The following is a 20050-nucleotide window of genomic DNA, read 5'->3' on the forward strand; positions in this document are numbered from 1 at the left end:
CGGTCCACATTCAGAGCTGCCAGGAGCCGATGTCGGCGTTCACGCCCTCGCCTTCGGGCTGGCCGTCGGCGCCCAGGGAGAACACGTCCACTTCGCCGTTGGCGCCCGGGTTGAGGTACTGGTAGGGCCGGCCCCAGGGGTCGTTGGGCAGGCGTTCGAGGTAGGCGCGCCAATTGCTCGTGGCGGCGTCGGCAGGCTTTTCCACCAGCACCTTGAGGCCCTGGGCCTGGCTGGGGTAGCGGCCCTGGTCGAGGCGGTAGAGCTTGAGGGCCTGCATCAGCCCGGCGATGTCCTGGCGGGCGGCAGTGGCGCGGGCCTGGTCCGGCCGGTCGAGCACCTTGGGCACCACCATCGCGGCAAGGATCCCGAGGATCACCACCACCACCATGATCTCGATGAGGGTGAAGCCTCGCTGGGAGGCCAGGCGCACGCCATCCATATCCGTTACTCCTCGCTGCAGTCCTTGCCGGTCGGCGGGCTCTCGCCCGATCAGATGCAGCGGATTGTTCCAAGCGGATATGTCAGACCGATTGAAAATCCTCGGGAGCTTGGCGGCCCCGGCGGCCCTGGGATGCGGCTCCCGAGGCTGTGCCTGGCGCCCGGGGGCGGCCTCCTCCTGAGCATTGGTCGCCGTTTCGTCAGCTGCCCCGGCTAGGGTCGCGGACACAGCCTGGAGAACGCGCGATGACCCGATTCCACCGCCGCCACGCGGCCGGCTTCACCCTGGTGGAAGTGCTGGTGGCCCTGGCCATCGTCGCCGTGGCCATGTCGGCTGCGGTGCGCGCCGCCGGGGTGGCGACCCAGGGCAGCGGCCTGCTGCGGGACCGTTCGCTGGCGCTGCTGGCGGCCCGCAGTGAACTGGCCGAGGCGCAGTTGCAGGGCCGCCTGCGCGGCGGCCGCGAAGTGCGCGACTGCGACCAGGGCCGGCTGCGCCTGGCGTGCGTGCGCGAGGTGACGCGGGACGGCGAGCTGTTCAGCCTGCGCCTGGAGGTCCACCCCCGGGACGCCGACGGGCCGCCCTTGGTCCGCCTGAACGCCCGCCTGCCGGCGCAGGACGCCGGGGCGGTGCGCCCATGAGGCGCTCAGCGCAGGTCCGGCAGCTCCGGCCCCTGGGCCAGGCGCGGAATGGCCAGGCGCTCGCGGCGCTCGCCCCGGCGGATGACCACGGCATCGGGCTCGATGGCCTCCAGCCACACCCCCTCGGCCAGCGGCTCGCCGACCAGGAACGGCTGCGGGCTGCTGCCGTCCACGGCGAGGATCGCCACCCGCCCGCGCGGGCCGGCGAACAGCCCGGTCACCTTCAGGGTGATGCTGTCGCTGCGCCGGGCGAACCAGCGGGCCGGCTGTTCCGGCACCGCCACCTGCACGGCCGTGGTGCTGCTGGCGCGGGCCTCCAGGGGCGGCGGGTCGCTCAGCAGCAGGTACCAGGTGGCCAGCCCCGCCAGGGTGGCGAGGATGGCGGCGCCCTGCACCAGGGCGGCGGGGTCGGGTCGGCGGGTCCAGTGCATGGGGCGGTCCTCCCTGAGGTCAGGCAGCCGACCCTAGCAGGCGATCTTCACGGTTTTGTGTCACGGGCTCGGGGTTTCACCCTGGTGGAGCTGATGGTGGTGCTGGTGGTGATCGGTATTGCCAGCGCCGCCGTGGGGTTGAGCATCCGCCCCGACCCGGCGCGCCTGCTGCGGGACGAGGCGCGGCGCCTGGTGCTGTTGCTGCAGGTGGCCCAGGACGAGGCCCGCAGCAGCGGCGAGGTGATCGCCTGGGAAGCGGACGAGCGCGGCTACCGCTTCCGCCGCCTGGGTGCGTCGGCCGGCAGTGCCCTGGACGGCGATGCCACGCTGCGCCCGCGCTCCTGGCAACTGGCCGGCGCGCGGGTGCAGGCGACCCCGACCCGGCTGCTGCTGGACGCCGAATGGCTGGGCAGCCCGGCACGGGTGGAACTCTCCGACGGGCTGAACCGGGTCGCCCTGGTGCGCGGCGCCGACGGCCGCCTGGAGCTGGAGTGATGGCGCGCCAGCGGGGTTTCACCCTGATCGAGGTGATGGTGGCGATCCTGCTGATGGCGGTGGTGGCGCTGATCGCCTGGCGCGGCCTGGACAGCGTCAGCCGCGCCGACGAGCACCTGCGCCTGGCCACGGAGCGGGACGACGCCCTGCTGCGGGCACTGAACCAGCTGCAGCGGGACCTGGACCAGCGCGCCGGGGTGGAGCTGGAACCCCCGCGCCGGGCCGACGACCCGCCGCCCCCCGCCGAGCACCTGGCGGCGGTGCAGGTGCGCGGCGGCGGCCAGCTGCCCACCCGCCTGGAGCTGGTGCGCCGCGCCCCCGGCCAGCCCGGCGCCCTGCAACGGGTGCGCTGGTGGGTGGAAGGCGGCGTGCTGCGGCGCGCCACCTCCGCCCCGGCACAACGCTACCCGCTGCCGCCCCTGGGGCGCGCGGTGACGGTGCTGGAAGGCATCGGCGACTTCCAGCTGCGCACCTGGGCCGAGGGCAGCGGCTGGCACGCCCTGGCCGGTACGCCGGTGCGCAATCCCCGGGGCCTGGAACTGCGCTTCAGCCGCAAAACGCCCCAGGGGCGCGAGCGCTACCGCCAGGTGTTCGGCCCGCTGGACTGAGCCGCCCGCCCGGGCAGAAAACCTGAACCCCACCGCCCTGCCCCAGTCGGACTCATCAGGTGGCCGGGCACGACCCCGGCCGGTCCCGGAGCCAGACAGGAGCAGCCAGCATGAAGGCCGTGGTTTTCCATGACGTGGGCGACATCCGCCTGGAGGATGTGCCCGAACCCACCTTGCAGGCCCCGACCGACGCCATCATCCGCCTCACGGCCTCGGCCATCTGCGGCACCGACCTGCATTTCGTGCGCGGCAGCGTCAGCGGCATGGTCAAGGGCACCATCCTCGGCCACGAGGGCGTCGGCATCGTCGAGGCCCTGGGGGACGACGTGCGCAACCTGCAGGTGGGCGACCGGGTGGTGGTGCCCTCCACCATCGCCTGCGGCAACTGCAGCTACTGCCGGGCCGGCTACTACGCCCAGTGCGACGTCGCCAACCCCAACGGCAAGGAGGCCGGCACCGCCTTCTACGGCGGCCCCGCCGCCACCGGCCCGTTCCACGGGCTGCAGGCGGAGAAGGCACGCATCCCCCACGCCAACATCGGCCTGGTGCGCCTGCCCAGCGAGATCAGCGACGACCAGGCCATCCTGCTGTCCGACATCTTCCCCACCGGCTACTTCGGCGCCGAGATGGCCGAGATCACCCCCGGCGACACCGTGGCGGTGTTCGGCTGCGGGCCGGTGGGCCAGTTCGCCATCGCCAGCGCGTTCCTCTTCGGCGCGGCGCGGGTGTTCGCCGTGGACCACCGGCCCGACCGCCTGCGCATGGCCCGCCAGCAAGGCGCCGAGGTGATCGACTTCGACCGGGAAGACCCGGTGCAGGTGCTGCGCCGGCTCACCGACGGCATCGGCGTGGACCGCGCCATCGACGCCGTGGGCGTGGACGCCGAGCACGGGTGCGCCAGCGGCAGTGCGCAGCGCCAGGAAATGGCCGAGCTGACCCCGCGCACCCACCCGGACGGCGCCAACTGGCACCCCGGCGACGCCCCCAGCCAGGCCCTGCAATGGGCCGTGGAGGGCCTGGCCAAGGCCGGCACGCTGTCCATCATCGGCGTCTACCCGCCCCAGGCGCGGCACTTCCCCATCGGCCTGGCGATGAACAAGAACCTCACCCTGAACATGGGCAACTGCCACCACCGCAAGTACATCCCCCGGCTGATCGAACTGGTGCTGGCCAAGCGCATCGACCCGGCGCGCATCCTCACCCAGGTCAAGCCCATGGGCGATGCCATCGAGGCGTTCAAGGCCTTCGACCGGCGCGAGGCCGGCTGGATCAAGGTGGAGCTGCATCCCCAGCGCCACGGCTCGGCCGGCCCTGCCGGCGAGGAGCAGGTGAAGGACGCCGAACAGGTGGCCGGCGCCCTGCAGCGGGCCGCCGACGACCGCCAGCGCTGACGGGGGACGCCCATGGCTTGCGTACGCATCGGCATATCCGGCTGGCGCTATGCCCCCTGGCGGGGCGACTTCTACCCCGAGGGGCTGGCGCAAAAGCGCGAGCTGGCCTTCGCCGCCCGCGCCGTCGGCAGCATCGAGATCAACGGCAGCTTCTACGCCCTGCAGACCCCGGAGCGCTATGCGGACTGGGCCGCCCAGACGCCGGAGGGCTTCGTCTTCAGCGTCAAGGCACCGCGCTTCATCACCCATGTGCGGCGGTTGCGCGACATCGAGGCACCGCTGGCCAACTTCATGGCCTCGGGCCTGTTGCGCCTGGGGCCCCGGCTGGGCGCCCTGCTCTGGCAGTTCCCGCCCAGCTTCCGCTTCGATGCCGAGCGCTTCGAGGCCTTCCTGGCGCAGTTGCCCCACGACGGCGAGCAGGCCCTGGCGCTGGCCCGACAGTGCGAGCCGCGCATGCACCGCGAGGGCTACCTGGACCTGGCGCCGGGCACCCGCCTGCGCCATGCGGTGGAGATCCGCCACGAGAGCTTCCGCAGCCCTGCCTTCATCGAGCTGCTGCGCCGCCACGGGGTGGCGCTGGTGGTGGCGGACACCGCCGGCAAGTGGCCGCTGCTGGAGGACCTGACCACCGACTTCGTCTACCTGCGCCTGCACGGTGACAAGGCGCTCTACGCCAGCGGCTACAGCGAGGAGGCCCTGGAGGCCTGGCAACGGCGCATCGAGGCCTGGCAGCGGGGCCGGCAGGTGCCCGATGCGCGCCTGGCCGAGCCCGACCAGCTCGCCGAGGGCGGCTCCCGGGACGTCTATTGCTACTTCGACAACGACCTGAAGGTGCGCGCGCCCTACGACGCCCGCCGCCTGCTGGAACGCCTGGGGCTGGACCGGGATCTGGCGGTGCGCCCGGGCCAGCCGCCGGCCGAGGGGGTGCTGCCATGAGCCTGGCCCCCGGTCGCCCGTTGCCCGGGCTCGACGGCGCCGAGGCGGTGCGGCGCCTGCGGATCATCACGGTGAACACCCACAAGGGCTTCACCGCGCTGAACCGGCGCTTCATCCTCCCGGAGCTGCGCGATGCGGTGCGCACCCTGGGGGCGGACCTGGTGTTCCTGCAGGAAGTGCTCGGCACCCACCGCCGCCACTCCCGGCGTTACCAGGACTGGCCACCCACGCCGCAATACGAGTTCCTCGCCGACAGCATGTGGGGCGCCTATGCCTATGGCCGCAACGCGGTCTACCCGGACGGTGACCACGGCAACGCGCTGCTCTCCAAGTTCCCGATCCTGCGCCACGAGAACCTCGACGTGTCCATCGCCGGCAACGAGGAGCGCGGCCTGCTGCATTCGGTGCTGCAGGTGCCCGGGCACGACGAGGTGCACGCCATCTGCGTGCACCTCGGGCTGCGCGAGGCCCATCGCCAGCAGCAGCTGGCCCTGCTCCGCGATCGGGTGGCGGGCCTGCCTTCGGAGGCGCCGGTGATCGTGGCCGGCGATTTCAACGACTGGCGCCAGCGCGCCGACCCGGTGCTGGCCGCCTGTGGCCTGCGCGAGGCCTTCGTCGAGGCCCATGGCGCGCCGGCGCGCAGCTTTCCCGCGCGCTGGCCGCTGTTGCCGCTGGACCGCGTGTACCTGCGCAACGCCAGCGCCCATTCCCCCCAAGTCTTGCGGCAGCGGCCGTGGTCGCACCTGTCCGATCACGCTCCGCTGCTGGTGGAGGTGCACCTGTGAGTTATCCATGGCGCGACGGCAACCAGGTGGAGTTGCTGATTAATGGCGAGGCCTTCTTCCCCCGCGTGTTCGAGGCCGTCGAACAGGCCCGCCACGAGGTCTTGCTGGAGACCTTCATCATCTTCGAGGACAAGGTCGGCCAGCGCCTCAAGGAGGCCCTGCTGGCCGCCGCGGCCCGGGGCGTGCGGGTGGAGGCCACGGTGGACGGCTACGGCACCGCCGACCTCGGCGAGCGCTACGTGGCCGAGCTGGCGGCCGCCGGGGTGAACCTGCGCATGTTCGACCCGCAGCCCCGGCGCTTGGGCCTGCGCACCAACCTGTTCCGCCGGCTGCACCGCAAGCTGGTGGTGGTGGACGGCGAGCTGGGCTTCATCGGCGGCATCAATTTCGGCGCCGACCACCTGGCCGACTACGGCGAGATGGCCAAGCAGGACTACGCGGTGGCCCTGCGTGGCCCCATCGTCGCCGACCTGCACCGGGCCTGCCGCGACCTGCTGGCCCATGCGCCGGAGCCGCCCAGCCCCGTGCCGCCGCCAACGCCGCGCCAGGTGGGGAGCTCGCGCCTGCGCCTGGTGCTGCGGGACAACGCGGCCCACCGCAACGACATCGAGGAGCAGTACCTGGAGGCGCTGCGCAGCGCCCGCCAGCGCCTGGTGGTGGCCAATGCCTATTTCTTCCCCGGCTATCGCCTGCTGCGCGAGCTGCGCAACGCTGCGCGCCGGGGGGTGAAGGTGACGCTGATCATGCAGGGCATGCCGGACATGCCCATCGTCCGCCTGTGCTCGCGGCTGCTCTACAACTACCTGCTGCGCGACGGCGTAGTGATCCACGAATACTGCCGCCGCCCGCTGCACGGCAAGGTGGCGCTGGTGGACAGCGAGTGGGCGACGGTGGGCTCCAGCAACCTCGACCCGCTGAGCCTGTCGCTGAACCTGGAGGCGAACGTGGTGATCCGCGATGCGGCGTTCAACCGCCAGTTGCACGACCACCTCACCCAGTTGGCCCAGCAGCACTGCAAGGCGGTGACCTTGCAGCGCATCACCCGGGGCCACTGGTGGCGCGCGCCGCTGATCTTCCTGTGCTTCCACTTCCTGCGGCACTTCCCCGCCCTCGCCGGGCTGCTGCCGGCGCATTCGCCGCGGGTCGAGCCGGTGACACCGGTGGAGCCCAAGGACGCGGTGCTGGAACAGGAGCAGGCCCGATGAATCGCCAACGCTGGTTCACCTGGGGCAAGCGGGCGCTGACGGTGTTCTTCTTCTGCCTGGTGCCGGTGCTGCTGTTCCTGCTGGTGAAGAACATGGACTGGGGCGAGGTCGTCCGCGCCCTCTCCGCCTACAGCGCCGGGACCCTGGCCCTGGGCCTGGTCGCGTGCGTGGCGAGCTACGCCACTTATTGCTGCTTCGACCTGGTGGGCCGCCACTACACGGACCACAAGCTGCCGGCGTGGCAGACCTTCCCGGTGACCTTCGTCTGCTACGCCTTCAACCTCAACCTGAGTTCGTGGGTGGGCGGCATCGCCATGCGCTACCGGCTCTATTCGCGCCTGGGGCTCGACGTGCCGACCATCACCCAGGTGCTGAGCCTGAGCCTGATGACCAACTGGCTGGGCTACATGCTGCTGGCCGGCTGCGTGTTCGCCCTGCGCCTGGTGGAACTGCCGGAGAACTGGAAGATCGGCGAGACCGGCCTGCAGGTGATCGGCGTCGTGCTGGTGGCGCTGTCCCTCGGCTACCTGGCCGCCTGCCGCTTCGCCAGGCGCCGCACCTGGCGCATCCGCCAGCAGGAGCTGACGTTGCCGAGCCTGCGCATGGCTTTGGTGCAGGTCGGCCTGGGGATGCTGAACTGGGCGCTGATGGCGCTGCTGATCTACGTGCTGCTGCCGCCCCAGGCGTTCTACCCGACGGTGCTCGGCATCCTGCTGATCAGCAGCATCGCTGGCGTGGTCACCCATATCCCCGCCGGACTGGGGGTGTTGGAGGCGGTGTTCATCGCGCTGATGCAGCACCAGTTCGCCAAGGGCACCCTGCTGGCAGCGCTGATCGGCTACCGGGCCATTTACTTCCTGCTGCCGCTGGCGGTGGCCTGTGTGGTCTACCTGGTGCTGGAGCGCCGGGCACGCCGGCTGCGCCGCGTGGACTGGCGCGAGGACAAGGGCGAGCCGGCCCAGGCGAAAGGCTGAGCGGCGGGCCGTAGCCCGCCGCGTGGCCCCTTCAGCGCGCCTCGCCGTCCCAGGGCTTGCCGTCCAGGGGGTAGGCGCGGCCCTCTTCGGCTTCGTCCAGACCGTCTCCGGCTCCGATCTCGTCAGCGCCCACCACGCTCAGCTCCTTGTCTGCCGGCAGGCTGCCGGTGGTGCCCCGGCCCAGGCGCTCGCCGTTCTCGTCGATCAGCGTCTCGGGGCTCAGGTCGTCATCGGAGACGCCGTCCTCATGCAGGCTCTGCCCCAGGGTCTCGCCGCCGGTCATGCCGGCCTCGCGCACGCGTTCGTCCGGGAACTCCCGCTCCAACTCCTCTTCGGATCGCAGGTCGCCGACCCGGCCCTGGCGTTCATCCTTGCGCTCGCTGAAGTCCAGCTGCTCCATCGATCCCATGCGGTCCTCGATGTCGTCGATCTCGTGGATGCGGGCGCTCGGCTTGTTCGATTTCATGGTGATTTCCTCCGGTTGTCCTCTAGGTGGACCGGGGCCCGGCGGCAAGATTCAGGTTGAGCGAGGAACGGCCAGCGGGAACGTCGGTGGTGGGGCAGGCACTGGCCTCACTCATTCTTCAATCAAGATAAATATCGTTATATATCAGTCGCTTATGATTCTTTAGTAATGTAAAACATCACATGGAATCACCATAACCCAGCGAAACACTCGGAATAGGGAGAGCTGATCGAGGCATACAGGCTGATTTACTGCATTTCTTGAGATTTAAATCGTTATTTTTCAATTATTTACAATGAATTAATAACCTGATTTATCAGAAATCCAGCCAGCCGCTGGCGCATCGAGCCCGAACTTCCTCCGCAGCACCGGACTCACACCCCTTACGGCCCCGCCGCGCATCCAACAGTCCTGCCCACAGCACTGAGAGAACCGCGATGAACAGCACCCCGTACCTCAAGCGCTACCGGCACGTCCGCCGCCAGAGCGAAAACCTGGTGGCACCCCTTGGCGAAGAGGACATGGTGGTGCAGTCCATGCCGGACGCCAGCCCAAGCAAGTGGCACCTGGGCCATACCAGCTGGTTCTTCGAAACCTTTCTGCTACCGCGCCTGACGGGTTACCGGGTGTTCGACCCGGCCTTCGCCTACCTCTTCAACTCCTACTACGAGGCGGTCGGCCCCCGGCAGCCCCGCCCCGAGCGCGGCCTGCTGACCCGGCCGCCCCTGCATGAGGTGCTGGCCTACCGGGCCCACGTGGATGCGCACATGGAGCGGCTCATCCCGGACCTCACCGAGCCCGACCTGGCCCTGCTGGAGCTGGGTCTGGCCCACGAGGAGCAGCACCAGGAACTGCTGCTGATGGACGTGCTGCACCTGTTCAGCCGCTCGCCGCTGTCGCCGGCCTACGATCCGCGCTGGCAGGAGCCGGAGGGCGACCGGCCCGGGCGCTTCGTCTCGCTGCCGGGCGGACTGGTGGAGCTGGGGCACGATGGCGACGGCTTCGCGTTCGACAACGAGGGCCCACGGCACACCACCTACCTGCAGCCCTTCCAGATCTGTGATCGCCTGGTGACCAACGGCGACTGGCAGGCCTTCATCGACGACGGCGGCTACCAGCGCCCCGACCTCTGGCTGGCCGATGGCTGGGCGCGGGTCCAGGCCGAGGGCTGGCGGGCGCCGCTGTACTGGCAGCGCCAGGGCGATGGCTGGCAGGAGCTGGGCCTGGGTGGCCTGCGCCCTCTGGTGCCCGATGCGCCGGTGCGCCACATCAGCTACTACGAGGCCTGCGCCTATGCGCTGTGGGCCGAGGCGCGGCTGCCCAGCGAAGCGGAATGGGAAGTGTCCGCCCGCAGCGGCGTGCTGGGCCAGGTGGAAGACAGCGCCTGGCAATGGACGGCGAGCGCCTATGCACCCTACCCCGGCTTCCGCCCCTCCGCAGGCGCGGTGGGCGAATACAACGGCAAGTTCATGGTCAGCCAGATGGTGCTGCGCGGCGGCGCCAGCATCACCCCGGCCGGTCACGCCCGGGTGAGCTACCGCAACTTCTTCTACCCGCACCAGCGCTGGATGTTCGCCGGCCTGCGCCTGGCCCGCGATCCGGCCGGCGCACAGCGGGAAGCCGGGTCGGACACCTCCTTCGCCGAAGACGTACGCGCCGGGCTGGGCGCCCCGGACAAGAGCCTGCCGCCCAAGTACTTCTACGACGCCACCGGCTCGGAGCTGTTCGAAGCCATCTGCCGCACCCGCGAGTACTACCCGACGCGCATGGAAACGGCGCTGCTGGAAGCAATCGCCGGGGAGCTGTCGAGCGTCATCCCACGGGGTGCAGCCCTGGTGGAGTTCGGCAGCGGTGCCAGCCTGAAGACCCGCCTGCTGCTGGACGCCGCCCCGCAAGTGGGCGTCTACCTGCCCATCGACATCTCGGAATCGGCCCTGCGCAAGGCCACCGCCATGCTGGAGGCGGCCTACCCGAGTCTGCGGATCCTGCCCCAGGTCGGCGACTTCAGCCACCTGCCCCACCTGCCCGCCGCCGTGGCCTCGCGCCCTCGCGTGGCGTTCTTCCCCGGCTCCACCCTGGGCAACTTCAGCCCGCCGGAGGCCCTGCGCTTCCTGCGCTCGGTGCGCCGCTACCTGGGCCGCGACTCACGGCTGATCCTCGGGCTGGACATGCAGAAGGACGTGGCCACCCTGGAGGCGGCCTACGACGACGGGGACGGCATCACCGCCCAGTTCAACAAGAACCTGCTGACCCGCATCAACCGCGAACTGGGCGGCACCTTCGACCTCGACGCCTTCCAGCACCTGGCCCGCTGGAATCCGCAGGCGCAGTGCATGGAGATGTTCCTGGTCAGCCAGCGGGACCAGGTGGTGAACGCCGCCGGGCAGCGCTTCCACTGCGCCGCCGGCGAGCGACTGCACACCGAGTGCTCGCACAAGTACAGCCTGGAGGGCATCGCCGACATGGCCGCCCAATCCGGCTGGCGCCTCGACCGCCACTGGCTGAGCCCGGCGCCGCAGGTGGGGATGTTTGTGTTGGAGAGCGGGTGAAGAAGCGGGACGCCTCTTGCTAAGGCGTATAGAGCGTCGGCTCCGTCCAATAGCCGTAACGCACAACACCCCAGGAAAGAAGATGAAAATGAAGGCTGTTGTACTCGATGGCTGTTACGACACTCGAGAAGTTTTCCTTGTCCAAGTGATAACGACCCAAGCCATCAAAGTTCACGTTCATGTCTGACTCGATGCGCTCAATGGCCAACTCCACGTATCGGTTGGCGTACTGCAGTAACTCGGACGAAGCATTCATGCGAGCAGATAAGCGTTGCGCCACGTCATCCCTTAACAACCCGTTGTGGTTGTTCACGATGATTTTCCCGTCGCTACCTACCGTTATCCCGACCAGCCCATCGCGCATGACCGGCTCCCGTCCGGACAACTCCCGTAGCATCTTGCCGTAGATCTCCTGAAACCCTGCATGGGCCATATTGAGCTCTGCATCGATCTGCTCCAGCGGACGGGCATTCTCCTTGGGTAGGCGCTTCACCTGCTCCGATATCCAGATCTCGAAATCGCTGGCGATGTTCGGGCCTGAAGGCAATTGCCCCAGTCGGTCATAGGTCCGAGCCTCGATAAGACTGTTCAAATCCTCCTGTGGCCGCTCCTGGGGTGTAGCCACCGTGCGCGTCGACTCTGCCGCCTTGGCGACTTCAGCGAGGCGGGTGTCCGAGCGGGTGGTCCAGAGCGGCAGATTGCTTTTTATTTCCATGGCGACCTCTCCTTTTGGGTATTCCTTCAAGGTCGGCAGGAGGGAGAAGAGGCTGAATGCAAAGTAGCCGTCGAACTTCCTATTTCAACGAGGGAAAACAACTACAAGATCGGCGACAAGGCATTATTCCGGCGGGTAAATCTTGCGCTCCGTCCAATTCCCGTAACGCGCCACACCCCATGAAGCTAGATGACACTGAAGACTATTAAATTCCAAAGCCCTAACAACATAGGAAAAATTGTCTTTATCCAGGTGGTAGCGACCGAACCCATCAAGGTCAACATTCATATCCGACTCGACAAGTTCAATAGCGAGTTCTACATAACGATTGGCATACCCTAGTAAGTCTGCGGAAGCATTCATTCGCGCCGACAATTTTTGTGCCACATCGTCACTAAGTAGCTCTCTACTGTTACGCACGATGATCTTGCCGTCGCTACCTACAGAGATACCGACCACTCCGTCGCGCATGACTGGTTCTCGCCCCGATAGCTCACGCAGCATCTTGCCGTAGATCTCCTGAAACCCTGCATGCGCCATGTTGAGTTCCAGTTCGATCTGCTCCAGCGGTCGAGCATCCTCCTTGGGTGGACGCTTCGCCTGCTCCAAGGCCCAGACCTCGTAGCCGCCGATTCCGCTCGGACCCGACGACAACTTCCCTAGCCGGTCATAGGTCCGCGCCTCGATAAAACTGTCCAGATCTTCCTGCGGCCGTTCCAGTGGTGTGGCCACCGTGCGCGTCGACTCTGCCGCCTTGGCGACTTCAGCGAGGCGGGTGTCCGAGCGCGTGGTCCAGAGCGGCAGGCTGCTGATCTCCATGACGTTCTCTCCATTTAAGTACTAAAAGGAGTTCGGCCAGAGCAGGCTAAAACTGAGAGAGTACATCGCCACTTGATTGCTCATTTATAAGTAGGACCCAGCCGACAAGGCTGGGCTTCCGGAAGCCCCTCACTCCGGCCTATAGAGCTTTGGCTCCGTCCAATACCCGTAGCGGATAACACCCCATGAAAGCAGATGACCTTGAAGGCTGTTGAACTCCATAGCCGTTACGACACTCGAGAAATTTTCCTTGTCCAAGTGGTAACGACCCAAGCCATCAAAGTTCACGTTCATGTCTGACTCAACGCGCTCGATGGCCAGCTCCACATATCGATTGGCGTACCGCAGCAACTCCTCAGAAGCATTCATCCGTGCCGACAGGCGTTGCGCCACATCATCTCTAAGCAGTCCATTGTGGTTACGCACAATGATCTTCCCCTGACCATCCACCGATATCCCCACCATCCCGTCAGGCATGACCGGCTCCCGTCCTGACAGCTCCCGCAGCATCTTGCCGTAGAGTTCTTGAAAACCCGCATGGGCCGCATTGAGTTCTGCATTTATCTGCTCCAGCGGACGGGCATTCTCCTTGGGTGGGCGCTTTACTTGCTCTGTTATCAATATCTCGAAATCACTGGCAACGTTCGGGCCTGAAGGCAATTTCCCCAGCCGGTCATATGTCCACGCCTCGATAAAACTTTCCAGGTCCTCCTGCGGCCGTTCCAGTGGTGTGGCCACTGTACGCGTCGACTCTGCGGCCTTGACTACCTCGGCGAGGCGCGCATCGGTGCGGGAGGTCCAGAGCGGCAGGTTGCTTTTTATTTCCATGGCGACATCTCTTGTTGTGTATCCCCTTCAAGGTCAGCCGGAGCGGGTTGAAGCTGAGTGCAAACAGGCCTCGAATAATCTGTTTCAAGGAAGGGAATGGGCTATATGACCGGTGACAAGGCATCACTCTGGTAGATAAACCTTGCGCTCGGTCCAATGCCCATAGCGAACAACCCCAAAGTGAGAGAGGTGACCAAGCAAGCTGTTGAACTCCATGGCCTTGAACGCATCCGCGAAATTACTTTTGTCCAGGTGATAACGCCCAAGCCCGTCAGGCTCCACGTTCATATCTGATTCAACGCGCTCAATTGCCAGTTCCACATAGCGGTTGGCATATCGCAGCAACTCCTCAGAAGCATTCATCCGTAACGACAGGCGTTGCGCCACATCATCCCGCAGCAGACCGTTGTGGTTACGTACGATGATCTTCCCCTCGCCATCCACCGATATTCCCACCATGCCGTCAGGCATGACTGGCTCCCGCCCTGACAACTCCCGCAGCATCTTGCCGTAGATCTCCTGAAACCCTGCATGGGCCATATTGAGTTCTGCGTCGATCTGCTCCAGCGGACGGGCATTCTCCTTGGGTGGACGCTTCACCTGCTCCGATATCCAGATCTCGAAATCGCTGGCGATGTTCGGGCCTGAAGGCAATTGCCCCAGCCGGTCATAGGTCCGCGCCTCGATAAAGCTGTCCAGATCCTCCTGCGGCCGCTCCTGAGGTGTGGCCACCGTGCGCGTCGACTCTGCCGCCTTGGCGACTTCAGCGAGGCGGGTGTCCGAGCGGGTGGTCCAGAGCGGCAGGCTGCTGTTGATTTCCATGGCGACCTCTCCTTTTGGGTATTCCCATCAAGGTCGGCCGGGGCAGGTTGAAGATGAGGGACGATGTTCTGGATGGCGTCCTATTACCGCGTAGGAACGGGACGCCGCCGGCCAGGGCAGTAAGTGCCGGGGCACGAACGGCCCCGGCGGATGCGCAACGACGGTCAGACCGCCTGGCGGATCTCGGCCTGTTGTGCGTTGGCGAGCCGGGTGAGACGGCGGCCGCCGCAGCCGGCCTGCAGCAGCACCATGTCCTCGAACACCTGCTTGCCCAGGCGACGCAGCGCGCGGGAGTCGGGGTAGTCCTGCGGTTTCAGGGCGCTGACCTTGAAGGATTCCTGGGTGGCCGAGTTGTACATGAACAGGCTGAAGGTGCCATCGCCGTCGGCACGGCTTTCAACCCGGCACCCCGGAATGGACTGGGCCAGCCAGTGGTCGATCTGCTTGTGGGACAGGGTCTGGGTCATCGGGCATCTCCTTGTGCTCGGCCTGCCTGGGAGCAGGCATGGGGAATCATTCACGGCATGCGCAGGGCCGGTCCTGGGCGCCGGCCATCGGTGTACGTAACCGGGCGCGCACCCCGTGCGTGGAGCAGGCCATAGCCAGTTCCATGCCAGTCCAGCTTTCCATGGCGTTAATCGATGCGAGCCCGGTGCCAGTAGAAGGCCTGTCCACCTAATCAGTGGCACCTTGATGCCAAATCAATCATCCGGCGCCGCCGAACACGCTCGCGCCCCCTGCAAATTGCACGGGCAATGTGCACGGTCCGGGCATTCTGCATGGCCGCCAGGCATCGCCTCGCTTCGCCAATCCACTTGACGTCCCGACGGCATCCTTCTGATGCCAAAGGATTTTGCCGGCAAAAAAAGCTGAACTCCCGTGCCCCGTCCAGGCTCTCAAGCCATGACTCACACGACTCCCTTCGAGCCCGGTCGCTGGCGGCATGCGCCGGGCTTCTTTCTGGAACAGGCGCCGATGAGCTACCAACCCACGGAAGAAGAACTCCAGCGACGCCTGGATGAACACCTGGACCACCACCTGTGCGTGGTCCGCATCCGCGACGACGACGTGGTGGTCTCGGCCCGGGACCTGCGCACCGGCCAGGTGTCCATCGTCGCCGGGCTGATTCCCCGGCGCTGGGCCGACCGGGCGCAGTTCGAAACCCTGGGCGCGCAGCTCATCGGCGAACTGGAGCGGATGCTGGAAGCCCCGCTGGACGATGGCAGCGGCGGGCCCGAAGAGTTCTGAACACCGGTGGATGCCGCGCCCACCCGCAGCGTGCGCGGCCACGACGAGCAGGAGCACACCCGATGGCGCTCAACCGGACCAACGAGCGGCTGCGCTGCGTCCTGAAGGACGCCTCGCTGAACAACCGAATGGCCTGCATCACCCTGGAAAGCGCCGCCCGGCAGCTGGAGGACCCGCAATTGGCCGAAGTGCTGGTGAAGACTGCCCGCACGCTATCGGCGGATGCACACCACCTGCACCGCCACGCCCGCGAAGTGGAACGCGGACGCATTCGCCGCAAGCGCTGAGTCGCATTGCGCATGGAACCCGGGAACTTCCGGCGACTCTTATGAGCGCCGGTAGTCAATGCCCAAGGAGGGGCGCGTAGTCCGGAAACACTAATACGAGCACCAGGAGAGTTGCATGGGCTGCTACCACATCACCCCAACGGACAAGGGCTGGGAGCTGCGCAAGGAAGGCGCGACCCGCCCGTCGAAGACCGCTGCCGAACGGGAGCGGCTGCTGGAGGCCATCGAGGCCTTCATGGAAAAGCGCGCCGGCACGGTGCTGATCCACAGCGAGGACGGCACCGTCGAGCAGGAACTGAGCTACCCCCCGCCCCGTCGTCCGTCCCGCGCCTGAACCCGCTCCTTGCCCCGGCATGCCGGGGCAAGGGGCGTCCGTGTGGCCCGCCGCCACCTGCTAGCGAGCCGCGATCCCCGTGATGGTCACGCCATAGCGCTTGAGCAGGCGCATCGCCGGCTCCCGGCTCGGCGCCTCGCTGCCGGCGTATTCCCCTGCCGGCAGATGATCCTCCGCCCAATCCAGCACCGCCGCGCACGCCTGCTCCGGCGTCGGCCGCTCGGGCGCCTCCAGCTCAAGCGTCGAGGTGTTGTTGTCCTTGTGGTAGCTGATGATCCAGAGCGTCATGGCCGGTTCTCCCCTCTCGATGGGTCTCCCCAGAGCTGACTGACCCAGCCCGTCCCGAGTTCCCCCTCGAATACGCGCATCAACCGGCTTGCGAATTATTTAAATCAGGATTTAATTAAGCCCATTCGCCCCCGGAGCCTGCCCCATGACCCGCAACCGTACCCCCGGACGCCCCAGCGGAGATGCCCCCGACCTGCGCGAGCGCCTGCTCGACAGCGCCATCCAGTGCTTCGCCCAGGCGGGCGTGCAGGCCACCCGCCTGCGGGACATTGCCGAGCACGCGGGCGTGACCCCGGCGCTGCTCAACTACCACTTCGGCAATCGCGAACGCCTGCTGGACGCGGTGGTGGAGGAACGCCTGCAGCCCCTGCTGATGGGCATGGTGCAACGCCTGGCGACGCCCGGGAACGAACCCCGCGAACTGGTCCGGGCCTTCGTTCGCGGGCTCAGCGCGACCCTCTCGCAGCATCCCTGGCTGCCGCCGTTGTGGGTGCGCGAGGTGCTCTGCGAAGGCGGCGCCCTGCGCGGGGTGGTGCTGACCCGCTTCGCCCCGCTGCTGCCGGTTCAACTGGCCCGGCGCTTCGCCGAAGCCCGCAGCGAAGGCCACCTCAACCCGGACCTGGACCCGCGCCTGCTGGTGGTCTCGCTGCTCGGCCTGGTGATGCTGCCCTACGCCGCCGGCTCGCTCTGGCGCGGCATCTTCGCCAGTGACGACCTCGACGACGAGGCCCTGGTCAACCACGTACTGGCCCTGCTGGAACGGGGCCTGGAGATGCGCCCATGAACACCCGCCCGCTCCTCCTGCTCGGTCTGGCCCTGCTGGCCGCCTGCAAGCCCGCACCGCCGCAGCTGCTCGGCACCCTGGAATGGGACCGCATCGCCGTACCTGCCGAGGCCTCCGAGCCGATCCTGGCCTGGCACGTGGCCGAAGGCGAACAGGTCAGCGCCGGCCAGGTGCTGCTGGAACTCGACCCGCGCCGCACCGATGCCCGCCTGGCCGAAGCGGAGGGCGACCTGGCCGCCGCCCGTGCCCGCCTCGACGAGCTGCGCAACGGCTCCCGGGACGAAACCATCGACGCGGCCCGTGCCAGCCTGGCCCGCTACCAGGCCGAGCTGACCGACGCCGAGCGCAGCTTCACCCGCATCGCCGCCCTCTACGAACGCCGCCAGGTGGCCATCGCCGACCTCGACCGCGCCCGCGCCGCCCGCGACCAGGCCCGCGCCAGTGTGAACAGCGCCAACGCCCAGTTGCGCGAGCTGCTCAACGGCACCCGCCCGGAACAGCTGCACCAGGCCGAAGCCCAGGTGCAGGCGGCGGAGGGCCGCGTCGCCCAGCTGCGCATCACCCGCGAGCGCCTGACCCTGCGCGCCCCGCGCGATGCCCGTGTGGACGCCCTGCCCTACAAGCCCGGCGACCAGCCCCCGGCCGGTGCCGAACTGGCCAGCCTGCTGGTGGGCGAGGCGCCCTACGCGCGGGTCTACGTGCCCGCCTCCCAACGCCCGCGCCTGGCCATCGGCGACCACTTGCAGGTGCAGGTGGAGGGTATCGCCACCCCCTTCGACGCCCAGGTCCGCCGCATCGTCAGCGAAGCCGCCTTCACGCCCTACTACGCCCTCACCGGCGACGACGCCAGCCGCCTCGCCTACCGTGCCGAGCTGCTGCTGCAGGGCGATGACGCCCGCCGCCTGCCGGCCGGCCTGCCCCTGCAGGCCCACTGGAGCGCGCCATGAACGGCAGCGAAGCGGTCATCCACGCCCAGGGCCTGACCAAGCGCTTCGGCGAGCTGACCGCCGTGGACAACCTCGACCTGCAGGTAAACCGCGCCGAAGTGTTCGGCTTCCTCGGCCCCAACGGCTGCGGCAAGTCAACCACCATCCGCATGCTCTGCGGGCTGCTGCTGCCCAGCGCCGGGGAGATCGAGGTACTCGGCTGCCGCATCCCCGAGGACGCCGAGGCCCTCAAGCGGCGCATCGGCTACATGACGCAGAAGTTCTCCCTCTACGAAGACCTGACCGTCGCCGAGAACCTGGACTTCCTCGCCGCCGTCCAGGGGCTGGACCGCGCCCACGCACGCCGGCGCATCGACGAACTGCTGGAGCGCTACTGGCTCGGCGACCGCCGCCGGCAACTGGCCGGCACCCTCAGCGGCGGCCAGAAGCAGCGCCTGGCCCTGGCCGGGGCGGTGCTGCACAAGCCCGACCTGCTGTTGCTGGACGAGCCCACCAGCGCCGTCGACCCGCAATCGCGCCGGGAATTCTGGGATTCGCTGTTCGAACTGGCCGAGGCCGGCACCACCCTGCTGGTGTCGACTCACTACATGGACGAAGCCGAGCGTTGCACCCGCCTGGGCATCCTCGACGCCGGTCGTCTGGTGGCCGACGGCAGCCCCGCCGAGCTGATGGATGCCCTGCCCGGCCGGCCGCTGCTGGTGGAGTGCGCCCAGCCCCGCCAGGCCCAGCGCGCGCTGCAAGGGCAGCCGGAGGTGCTGGCCCTGGCACAGATCGGCGCCAGCCTGCGGGTGCTCAGCGCTGCGGCTGATGCCCGTGACTGCGTCGTCCGGCTGCTGGAAAAGGCCGGCATCGAGGCCGACGTGCGCGACACCGACGCCAACCTGGAGGACGTGTTCGTCACCGTCACCCAGCGTCCCACCACCCATGCCGAGGCCCGCCCATGAACCTGCGCCGGCTCGGGGCCATCGTGCTCAAGGAGCTGCGCCAGCTGCGCCGCGACCGGCTGACCTTCGCCATGATCGTCGGCATCCCCATCCTGCAGCTGGTGTTGTTCGGCTACGCCATCAACATGGACGTGCGCAACCTCCACGCCGCCGTGCTGGACCAGGCCGACAGCGCCCGCTCACGGGAAGTGATCGCCGAGCTGGGCGCCAGCCAGGTGCTGGACTTCCGCTACCACCTGGCCACGGCGCAGCAGCTCGACCAGCTGTTCGCCGAAGGCGTGATCAGCGCGGCCCTGGTGATCCCCCGGGACTTCGAGGCACGCCTGCAACGGCGCGACCGCCCGCCCCTGCAACTGGTGGTGGACGGTTCTGACCAGGTGGTACAGGCCTCCGCCCGCCAACTGGCCGCCTACCCGCTGCCCGGCTGGCCCCGCGCCACCGGTGTGGAGGTGGTGAACCTCTACAACCCCGAACGTCTGGCGCCGCTGAACACGGTGCCGGGGCTGATCGGGGTGATCCTCACCATGACCATGGTGCTGTTCACCGCCATCGCCCTGGTCCGCGAGCGGGAACGGGGCAACATGGAACTGCTGATCACCACCCCGGTTTCACCCTGGGAGCTGACCCTGGGCAAGGTACTGCCCTTCGTCGGCATCGGCCTGCTGCAGGTGACGGTGATCCTGCTGGTGGGGCGCTGGCTGTTCGAGGTGCCGGTGCGCGGCTCGCTGCTGGCGCTCTATGGCGCCTCGCTGGTGTTCGTGTTCGCCAGCCTGAGCCTTGGGGTGTTCATCTCCACCCTCGCCCGCAGCCAGTTCCAGGCCATGCAGATGGCCTTCTTCATCTTCCTGCCGCAGATCCTGCTTTCCGGCTTCATGTTCCCCTTCGCCGGCATGCCGCGCCTCGCCCAGTGGATCGCCGAGCTGATGCCCCTCACCCACTTCCTGCGCCTGGCGCGCGGCATCATGCTGCGCAGCGCCAGCCTGATGGACCTGTGGCCGGAGATCGTCGCACTGCTGGTGTTCAACCTGGTGGTGTTGGGGGTGGCGGTGAAACGGGTGAGCAAGCGCCTGGACTAGGGCAGCTGGCGTGGCCCCGTAAACAAGCATCACCCCGCAGG

General features: G+C 67.7%; 25 protein-coding genes. 16 read left to right on the forward strand and 9 right to left on the reverse strand.

The genetic code is table 11. The features are described from left to right. Nucleotides 1-10 precede the first annotated feature (10 nt). On the reverse strand, nucleotides 11-439 hold the full coding sequence (gene gspG / locus BM198_RS16650) for a type II secretion system major pseudopilin GspG (protein ID WP_074971408.1): 429 nt from the start codon (nucleotides 437-439) through the stop codon (nucleotides 11-13). 245 nt (nucleotides 440-684) lie between these two features. Between gspG and gspI the strand changes: the two genes are divergently transcribed. Further along, nucleotides 685-1077, forward strand: a complete 393-nt coding sequence (gene gspI, locus BM198_RS16655) for a type II secretion system minor pseudopilin GspI (RefSeq protein WP_074971409.1) — start codon at nucleotides 685-687, stop codon at nucleotides 1075-1077. A 5-nt stretch (nucleotides 1078-1082) separates the two neighbouring features. Here the strand turns inward: gspI and BM198_RS16660 are convergent, their stop codons facing one another. After that, nucleotides 1083-1508 (reverse strand): type II secretion system protein N, encoded by a 426-nt coding sequence (locus BM198_RS16660; RefSeq protein WP_074971410.1) that lies wholly within the window; start codon nucleotides 1506-1508, stop codon nucleotides 1083-1085. A gap of 57 nt (nucleotides 1509-1565) precedes the next feature. Here BM198_RS16660 and BM198_RS16665 point away from each other — a divergent pair, with 57 nt between their 5' ends. The 7 genes from BM198_RS16665 to BM198_RS16695 all read left to right on the forward strand — a co-directional run bounded on the left by BM198_RS16665 (nucleotide 1566) and on the right by BM198_RS16695 (nucleotide 7902). After that, nucleotides 1566-2003, forward strand: coding sequence for a GspH/FimT family pseudopilin (locus BM198_RS16665; RefSeq protein ID WP_074971411.1), 438 nt, complete (start codon nucleotides 1566-1568; stop codon nucleotides 2001-2003). After that, entirely contained in the window at nucleotides 2003-2611 is a 609-nt protein-coding gene (locus tag BM198_RS16670; protein ID WP_074971412.1) for a prepilin-type N-terminal cleavage/methylation domain-containing protein, read from the forward strand. The genes BM198_RS16665 and BM198_RS16670 overlap by 1 nt, the downstream gene beginning before the upstream one ends. A 110-nt stretch (nucleotides 2612-2721) precedes the next feature. After that, the gene (locus tag BM198_RS16675; protein ID WP_074971413.1) at nucleotides 2722-4002 is read left to right on the forward strand and encodes a zinc-dependent alcohol dehydrogenase; all 1281 of its coding nucleotides are present in this window, start codon (nucleotides 2722-2724) and stop codon (nucleotides 4000-4002) included. Between the two features lie 12 nt (nucleotides 4003-4014). Next, entirely contained in the window at nucleotides 4015-4938 is a 924-nt protein-coding gene (locus tag BM198_RS16680) for a DUF72 domain-containing protein (RefSeq protein WP_074971414.1), read from the forward strand. Continuing rightward, nucleotides 4935-5723: an endonuclease/exonuclease/phosphatase family protein gene (locus tag BM198_RS16685; protein ID WP_074971415.1), complete on the forward strand. Its 789-nt coding sequence runs from the start codon at nucleotides 4935-4937 to the stop codon at nucleotides 5721-5723. Before BM198_RS16680 ends, BM198_RS16685 begins: the two co-directional genes overlap by 4 nt. After that, nucleotides 5720-6928 (forward strand): cardiolipin synthase ClsB, encoded by a 1209-nt coding sequence (gene clsB, locus BM198_RS16690; protein WP_074971416.1) that lies wholly within the window; start codon nucleotides 5720-5722, stop codon nucleotides 6926-6928. The genes BM198_RS16685 and clsB overlap by 4 nt, the downstream gene beginning before the upstream one ends. Further along, the gene (locus tag BM198_RS16695; RefSeq protein ID WP_074971417.1) at nucleotides 6925-7902 is read left to right on the forward strand and encodes a lysylphosphatidylglycerol synthase domain-containing protein; all 978 of its coding nucleotides are present in this window, start codon (nucleotides 6925-6927) and stop codon (nucleotides 7900-7902) included. The genes clsB and BM198_RS16695 overlap by 4 nt, the downstream gene beginning before the upstream one ends. 31 nt (nucleotides 7903-7933) lie before the next feature. Here the strand turns inward: BM198_RS16695 and BM198_RS16700 are convergent, their stop codons facing one another. After that, nucleotides 7934-8368 (reverse strand): hypothetical protein, encoded by a 435-nt coding sequence (locus tag BM198_RS16700; RefSeq protein ID WP_044403092.1) that lies wholly within the window; start codon nucleotides 8366-8368, stop codon nucleotides 7934-7936. A gap of 437 nt (nucleotides 8369-8805) precedes the next feature. Between BM198_RS16700 and egtB the strand changes: the two genes are divergently transcribed. Next, a complete protein-coding gene (gene egtB, locus BM198_RS16705) occupies nucleotides 8806-10917 on the forward strand; it encodes an ergothioneine biosynthesis protein EgtB (RefSeq protein ID WP_074971418.1) in 2112 nt (703 codons plus the stop codon). A gap of 19 nt (nucleotides 10918-10936) precedes the next feature. On the opposite strand, the gene BM198_RS16710 is transcribed toward egtB, so the two are convergent. The 5 genes from BM198_RS16710 to BM198_RS16730 all read right to left on the reverse strand — a co-directional run bounded on the left by BM198_RS16710 (nucleotide 10937) and on the right by BM198_RS16730 (nucleotide 14568). After that, a complete protein-coding gene (locus BM198_RS16710) occupies nucleotides 10937-11632 on the reverse strand; it encodes a hypothetical protein (RefSeq protein ID WP_074971419.1) in 696 nt (231 codons plus the stop codon). 123 nt (nucleotides 11633-11755) lie between these two features. Beyond that, nucleotides 11756-12451, reverse strand: coding sequence for a hypothetical protein (locus BM198_RS16715; RefSeq protein WP_074971420.1), 696 nt, complete (start codon nucleotides 12449-12451; stop codon nucleotides 11756-11758). A 129-nt stretch (nucleotides 12452-12580) separates the two neighbouring features. Further along, the gene (locus tag BM198_RS16720) at nucleotides 12581-13279 is read right to left on the reverse strand and encodes a hypothetical protein (protein ID WP_074971421.1); all 699 of its coding nucleotides are present in this window, start codon (nucleotides 13277-13279) and stop codon (nucleotides 12581-12583) included. A 123-nt stretch (nucleotides 13280-13402) separates the two neighbouring features. Next, nucleotides 13403-14101 carry a hypothetical protein gene (locus BM198_RS16725; RefSeq protein ID WP_074971422.1) on the reverse strand — a complete coding sequence of 233 codons (699 nt, stop codon included), beginning with the start codon at nucleotides 14099-14101 and terminating at the stop codon, nucleotides 13403-13405. 164 nt (nucleotides 14102-14265) lie between these two features. Beyond that, nucleotides 14266-14568: a hypothetical protein gene (locus BM198_RS16730; protein ID WP_074971423.1), complete on the reverse strand. Its 303-nt coding sequence runs from the start codon at nucleotides 14566-14568 to the stop codon at nucleotides 14266-14268. Between the two features lie 436 nt (nucleotides 14569-15004). Here BM198_RS16730 and BM198_RS16735 point away from each other — a divergent pair, with 436 nt between their 5' ends. The 3 genes from BM198_RS16735 to BM198_RS16745 all read left to right on the forward strand — a co-directional run bounded on the left by BM198_RS16735 (nucleotide 15005) and on the right by BM198_RS16745 (nucleotide 15970). Beyond that, a complete protein-coding gene (locus BM198_RS16735; RefSeq protein WP_139233643.1) occupies nucleotides 15005-15349 on the forward strand; it encodes a hypothetical protein in 345 nt (114 codons plus the stop codon). Between the two features lie 62 nt (nucleotides 15350-15411). Further along, nucleotides 15412-15636: a hypothetical protein gene (locus BM198_RS16740; protein WP_044403109.1), complete on the forward strand. Its 225-nt coding sequence runs from the start codon at nucleotides 15412-15414 to the stop codon at nucleotides 15634-15636. A gap of 115 nt (nucleotides 15637-15751) precedes the next feature. Continuing rightward, a complete protein-coding gene (locus BM198_RS16745; protein ID WP_044403112.1) occupies nucleotides 15752-15970 on the forward strand; it encodes a DUF2188 domain-containing protein in 219 nt (72 codons plus the stop codon). A gap of 60 nt (nucleotides 15971-16030) precedes the next feature. On the opposite strand, the gene BM198_RS16750 is transcribed toward BM198_RS16745, so the two are convergent. Further along, on the reverse strand, nucleotides 16031-16258 hold the full coding sequence (locus tag BM198_RS16750; protein WP_074971425.1) for a hypothetical protein: 228 nt from the start codon (nucleotides 16256-16258) through the stop codon (nucleotides 16031-16033). 145 nt (nucleotides 16259-16403) lie between these two features. On the opposite strand from BM198_RS16750, the gene BM198_RS16755 reads away from it, so the two are divergent. From BM198_RS16755 to BM198_RS16770, 4 genes are read left to right on the forward strand one after another with little or no spacing between them, the layout of a single operon-like run. Continuing rightward, a complete protein-coding gene (locus BM198_RS16755) occupies nucleotides 16404-17042 on the forward strand; it encodes a TetR/AcrR family transcriptional regulator (protein ID WP_074971426.1) in 639 nt (212 codons plus the stop codon). Continuing rightward, complete coding sequence (locus tag BM198_RS16760; RefSeq protein ID WP_074971427.1) at nucleotides 17039-17989, forward strand: HlyD family secretion protein; 951 nt, start codon at nucleotides 17039-17041, stop codon at nucleotides 17987-17989. The genes BM198_RS16755 and BM198_RS16760 overlap by 4 nt, the downstream gene beginning before the upstream one ends. Then, nucleotides 17986-18933, forward strand: a complete 948-nt coding sequence (locus BM198_RS16765) for an ABC transporter ATP-binding protein (protein ID WP_197939518.1) — start codon at nucleotides 17986-17988, stop codon at nucleotides 18931-18933. Before BM198_RS16760 ends, BM198_RS16765 begins: the two co-directional genes overlap by 4 nt. After that, nucleotides 18930-20009 (forward strand): ABC transporter permease, encoded by a 1080-nt coding sequence (locus tag BM198_RS16770; protein ID WP_074971428.1) that lies wholly within the window; start codon nucleotides 18930-18932, stop codon nucleotides 20007-20009. Before BM198_RS16765 ends, BM198_RS16770 begins: the two co-directional genes overlap by 4 nt. The last annotated feature ends 41 nt before the right edge of the window (nucleotides 20010-20050 follow it).

Source organism: Metapseudomonas otitidis, assembly GCF_900111835.1.
GTDB lineage: Bacteria > Pseudomonadota > Gammaproteobacteria > Pseudomonadales > Pseudomonadaceae > Metapseudomonas > Metapseudomonas otitidis.

What these genes read in the sequence shown, in the direction of transcription:
- BM198_RS16670 (WP_074971412.1), top strand. Translation starts at nt 2,003, where the DNA reads ATGGCGCGCCAGCGGGGTTTCACCCTGATCGAGGTGATGGTGGCGATC.
- BM198_RS16660 (WP_074971410.1), bottom strand. Translation starts at nt 1,508, where the DNA reads ATGCACTGGACCCGCCGACCCGACCCCGCCGCCCTGGTGCAGGGCGCC.
- BM198_RS16675 (WP_074971413.1), top strand. Translation starts at nt 2,722, where the DNA reads ATGAAGGCCGTGGTTTTCCATGACGTGGGCGACATCCGCCTGGAGGAT.
- BM198_RS16680 (WP_074971414.1), top strand. Translation starts at nt 4,015, where the DNA reads ATGGCTTGCGTACGCATCGGCATATCCGGCTGGCGCTATGCCCCCTGG.
- BM198_RS16755 (WP_074971426.1), top strand. Translation starts at nt 16,404, where the DNA reads ATGACCCGCAACCGTACCCCCGGACGCCCCAGCGGAGATGCCCCCGAC.
- BM198_RS16750 (WP_074971425.1), bottom strand. Translation starts at nt 16,258, where the DNA reads ATGACGCTCTGGATCATCAGCTACCACAAGGACAACAACACCTCGACG.
- BM198_RS16695 (WP_074971417.1), top strand. Translation starts at nt 6,925, where the DNA reads ATGAATCGCCAACGCTGGTTCACCTGGGGCAAGCGGGCGCTGACGGTG.
- BM198_RS16745 (WP_044403112.1), top strand. Translation starts at nt 15,752, where the DNA reads ATGGGCTGCTACCACATCACCCCAACGGACAAGGGCTGGGAGCTGCGC.
- gspG (WP_074971408.1), bottom strand. Translation starts at nt 439, where the DNA reads ATGGATGGCGTGCGCCTGGCCTCCCAGCGAGGCTTCACCCTCATCGAG.
- BM198_RS16720 (WP_074971421.1), bottom strand. Translation starts at nt 13,279, where the DNA reads ATGGAAATAAAAAGCAACCTGCCGCTCTGGACCTCCCGCACCGATGCG.
- BM198_RS16715 (WP_074971420.1), bottom strand. Translation starts at nt 12,451, where the DNA reads ATGGAGATCAGCAGCCTGCCGCTCTGGACCACGCGCTCGGACACCCGC.
- BM198_RS16710 (WP_074971419.1), bottom strand. Translation starts at nt 11,632, where the DNA reads ATGGAAATAAAAAGCAATCTGCCGCTCTGGACCACCCGCTCGGACACC.
- BM198_RS16770 (WP_074971428.1), top strand. Translation starts at nt 18,930, where the DNA reads ATGAACCTGCGCCGGCTCGGGGCCATCGTGCTCAAGGAGCTGCGCCAG.
- BM198_RS16735 (WP_139233643.1), top strand. Translation starts at nt 15,005, where the DNA reads ATGACTCACACGACTCCCTTCGAGCCCGGTCGCTGGCGGCATGCGCCG.
- BM198_RS16685 (WP_074971415.1), top strand. Translation starts at nt 4,935, where the DNA reads ATGAGCCTGGCCCCCGGTCGCCCGTTGCCCGGGCTCGACGGCGCCGAG.
- BM198_RS16725 (WP_074971422.1), bottom strand. Translation starts at nt 14,101, where the DNA reads ATGGAAATCAACAGCAGCCTGCCGCTCTGGACCACCCGCTCGGACACC.
- gspI (WP_074971409.1), top strand. Translation starts at nt 685, where the DNA reads ATGACCCGATTCCACCGCCGCCACGCGGCCGGCTTCACCCTGGTGGAA.
- BM198_RS16700 (WP_044403092.1), bottom strand. Translation starts at nt 8,368, where the DNA reads ATGAAATCGAACAAGCCGAGCGCCCGCATCCACGAGATCGACGACATC.
- BM198_RS16760 (WP_074971427.1), top strand. Translation starts at nt 17,039, where the DNA reads ATGAACACCCGCCCGCTCCTCCTGCTCGGTCTGGCCCTGCTGGCCGCC.
- BM198_RS16730 (WP_074971423.1), bottom strand. Translation starts at nt 14,568, where the DNA reads ATGACCCAGACCCTGTCCCACAAGCAGATCGACCACTGGCTGGCCCAG.
- BM198_RS16740 (WP_044403109.1), top strand. Translation starts at nt 15,412, where the DNA reads ATGGCGCTCAACCGGACCAACGAGCGGCTGCGCTGCGTCCTGAAGGAC.
- BM198_RS16765 (WP_197939518.1), top strand. Translation starts at nt 17,986, where the DNA reads ATGAACGGCAGCGAAGCGGTCATCCACGCCCAGGGCCTGACCAAGCGC.
- egtB (WP_074971418.1), top strand. Translation starts at nt 8,806, where the DNA reads ATGAACAGCACCCCGTACCTCAAGCGCTACCGGCACGTCCGCCGCCAG.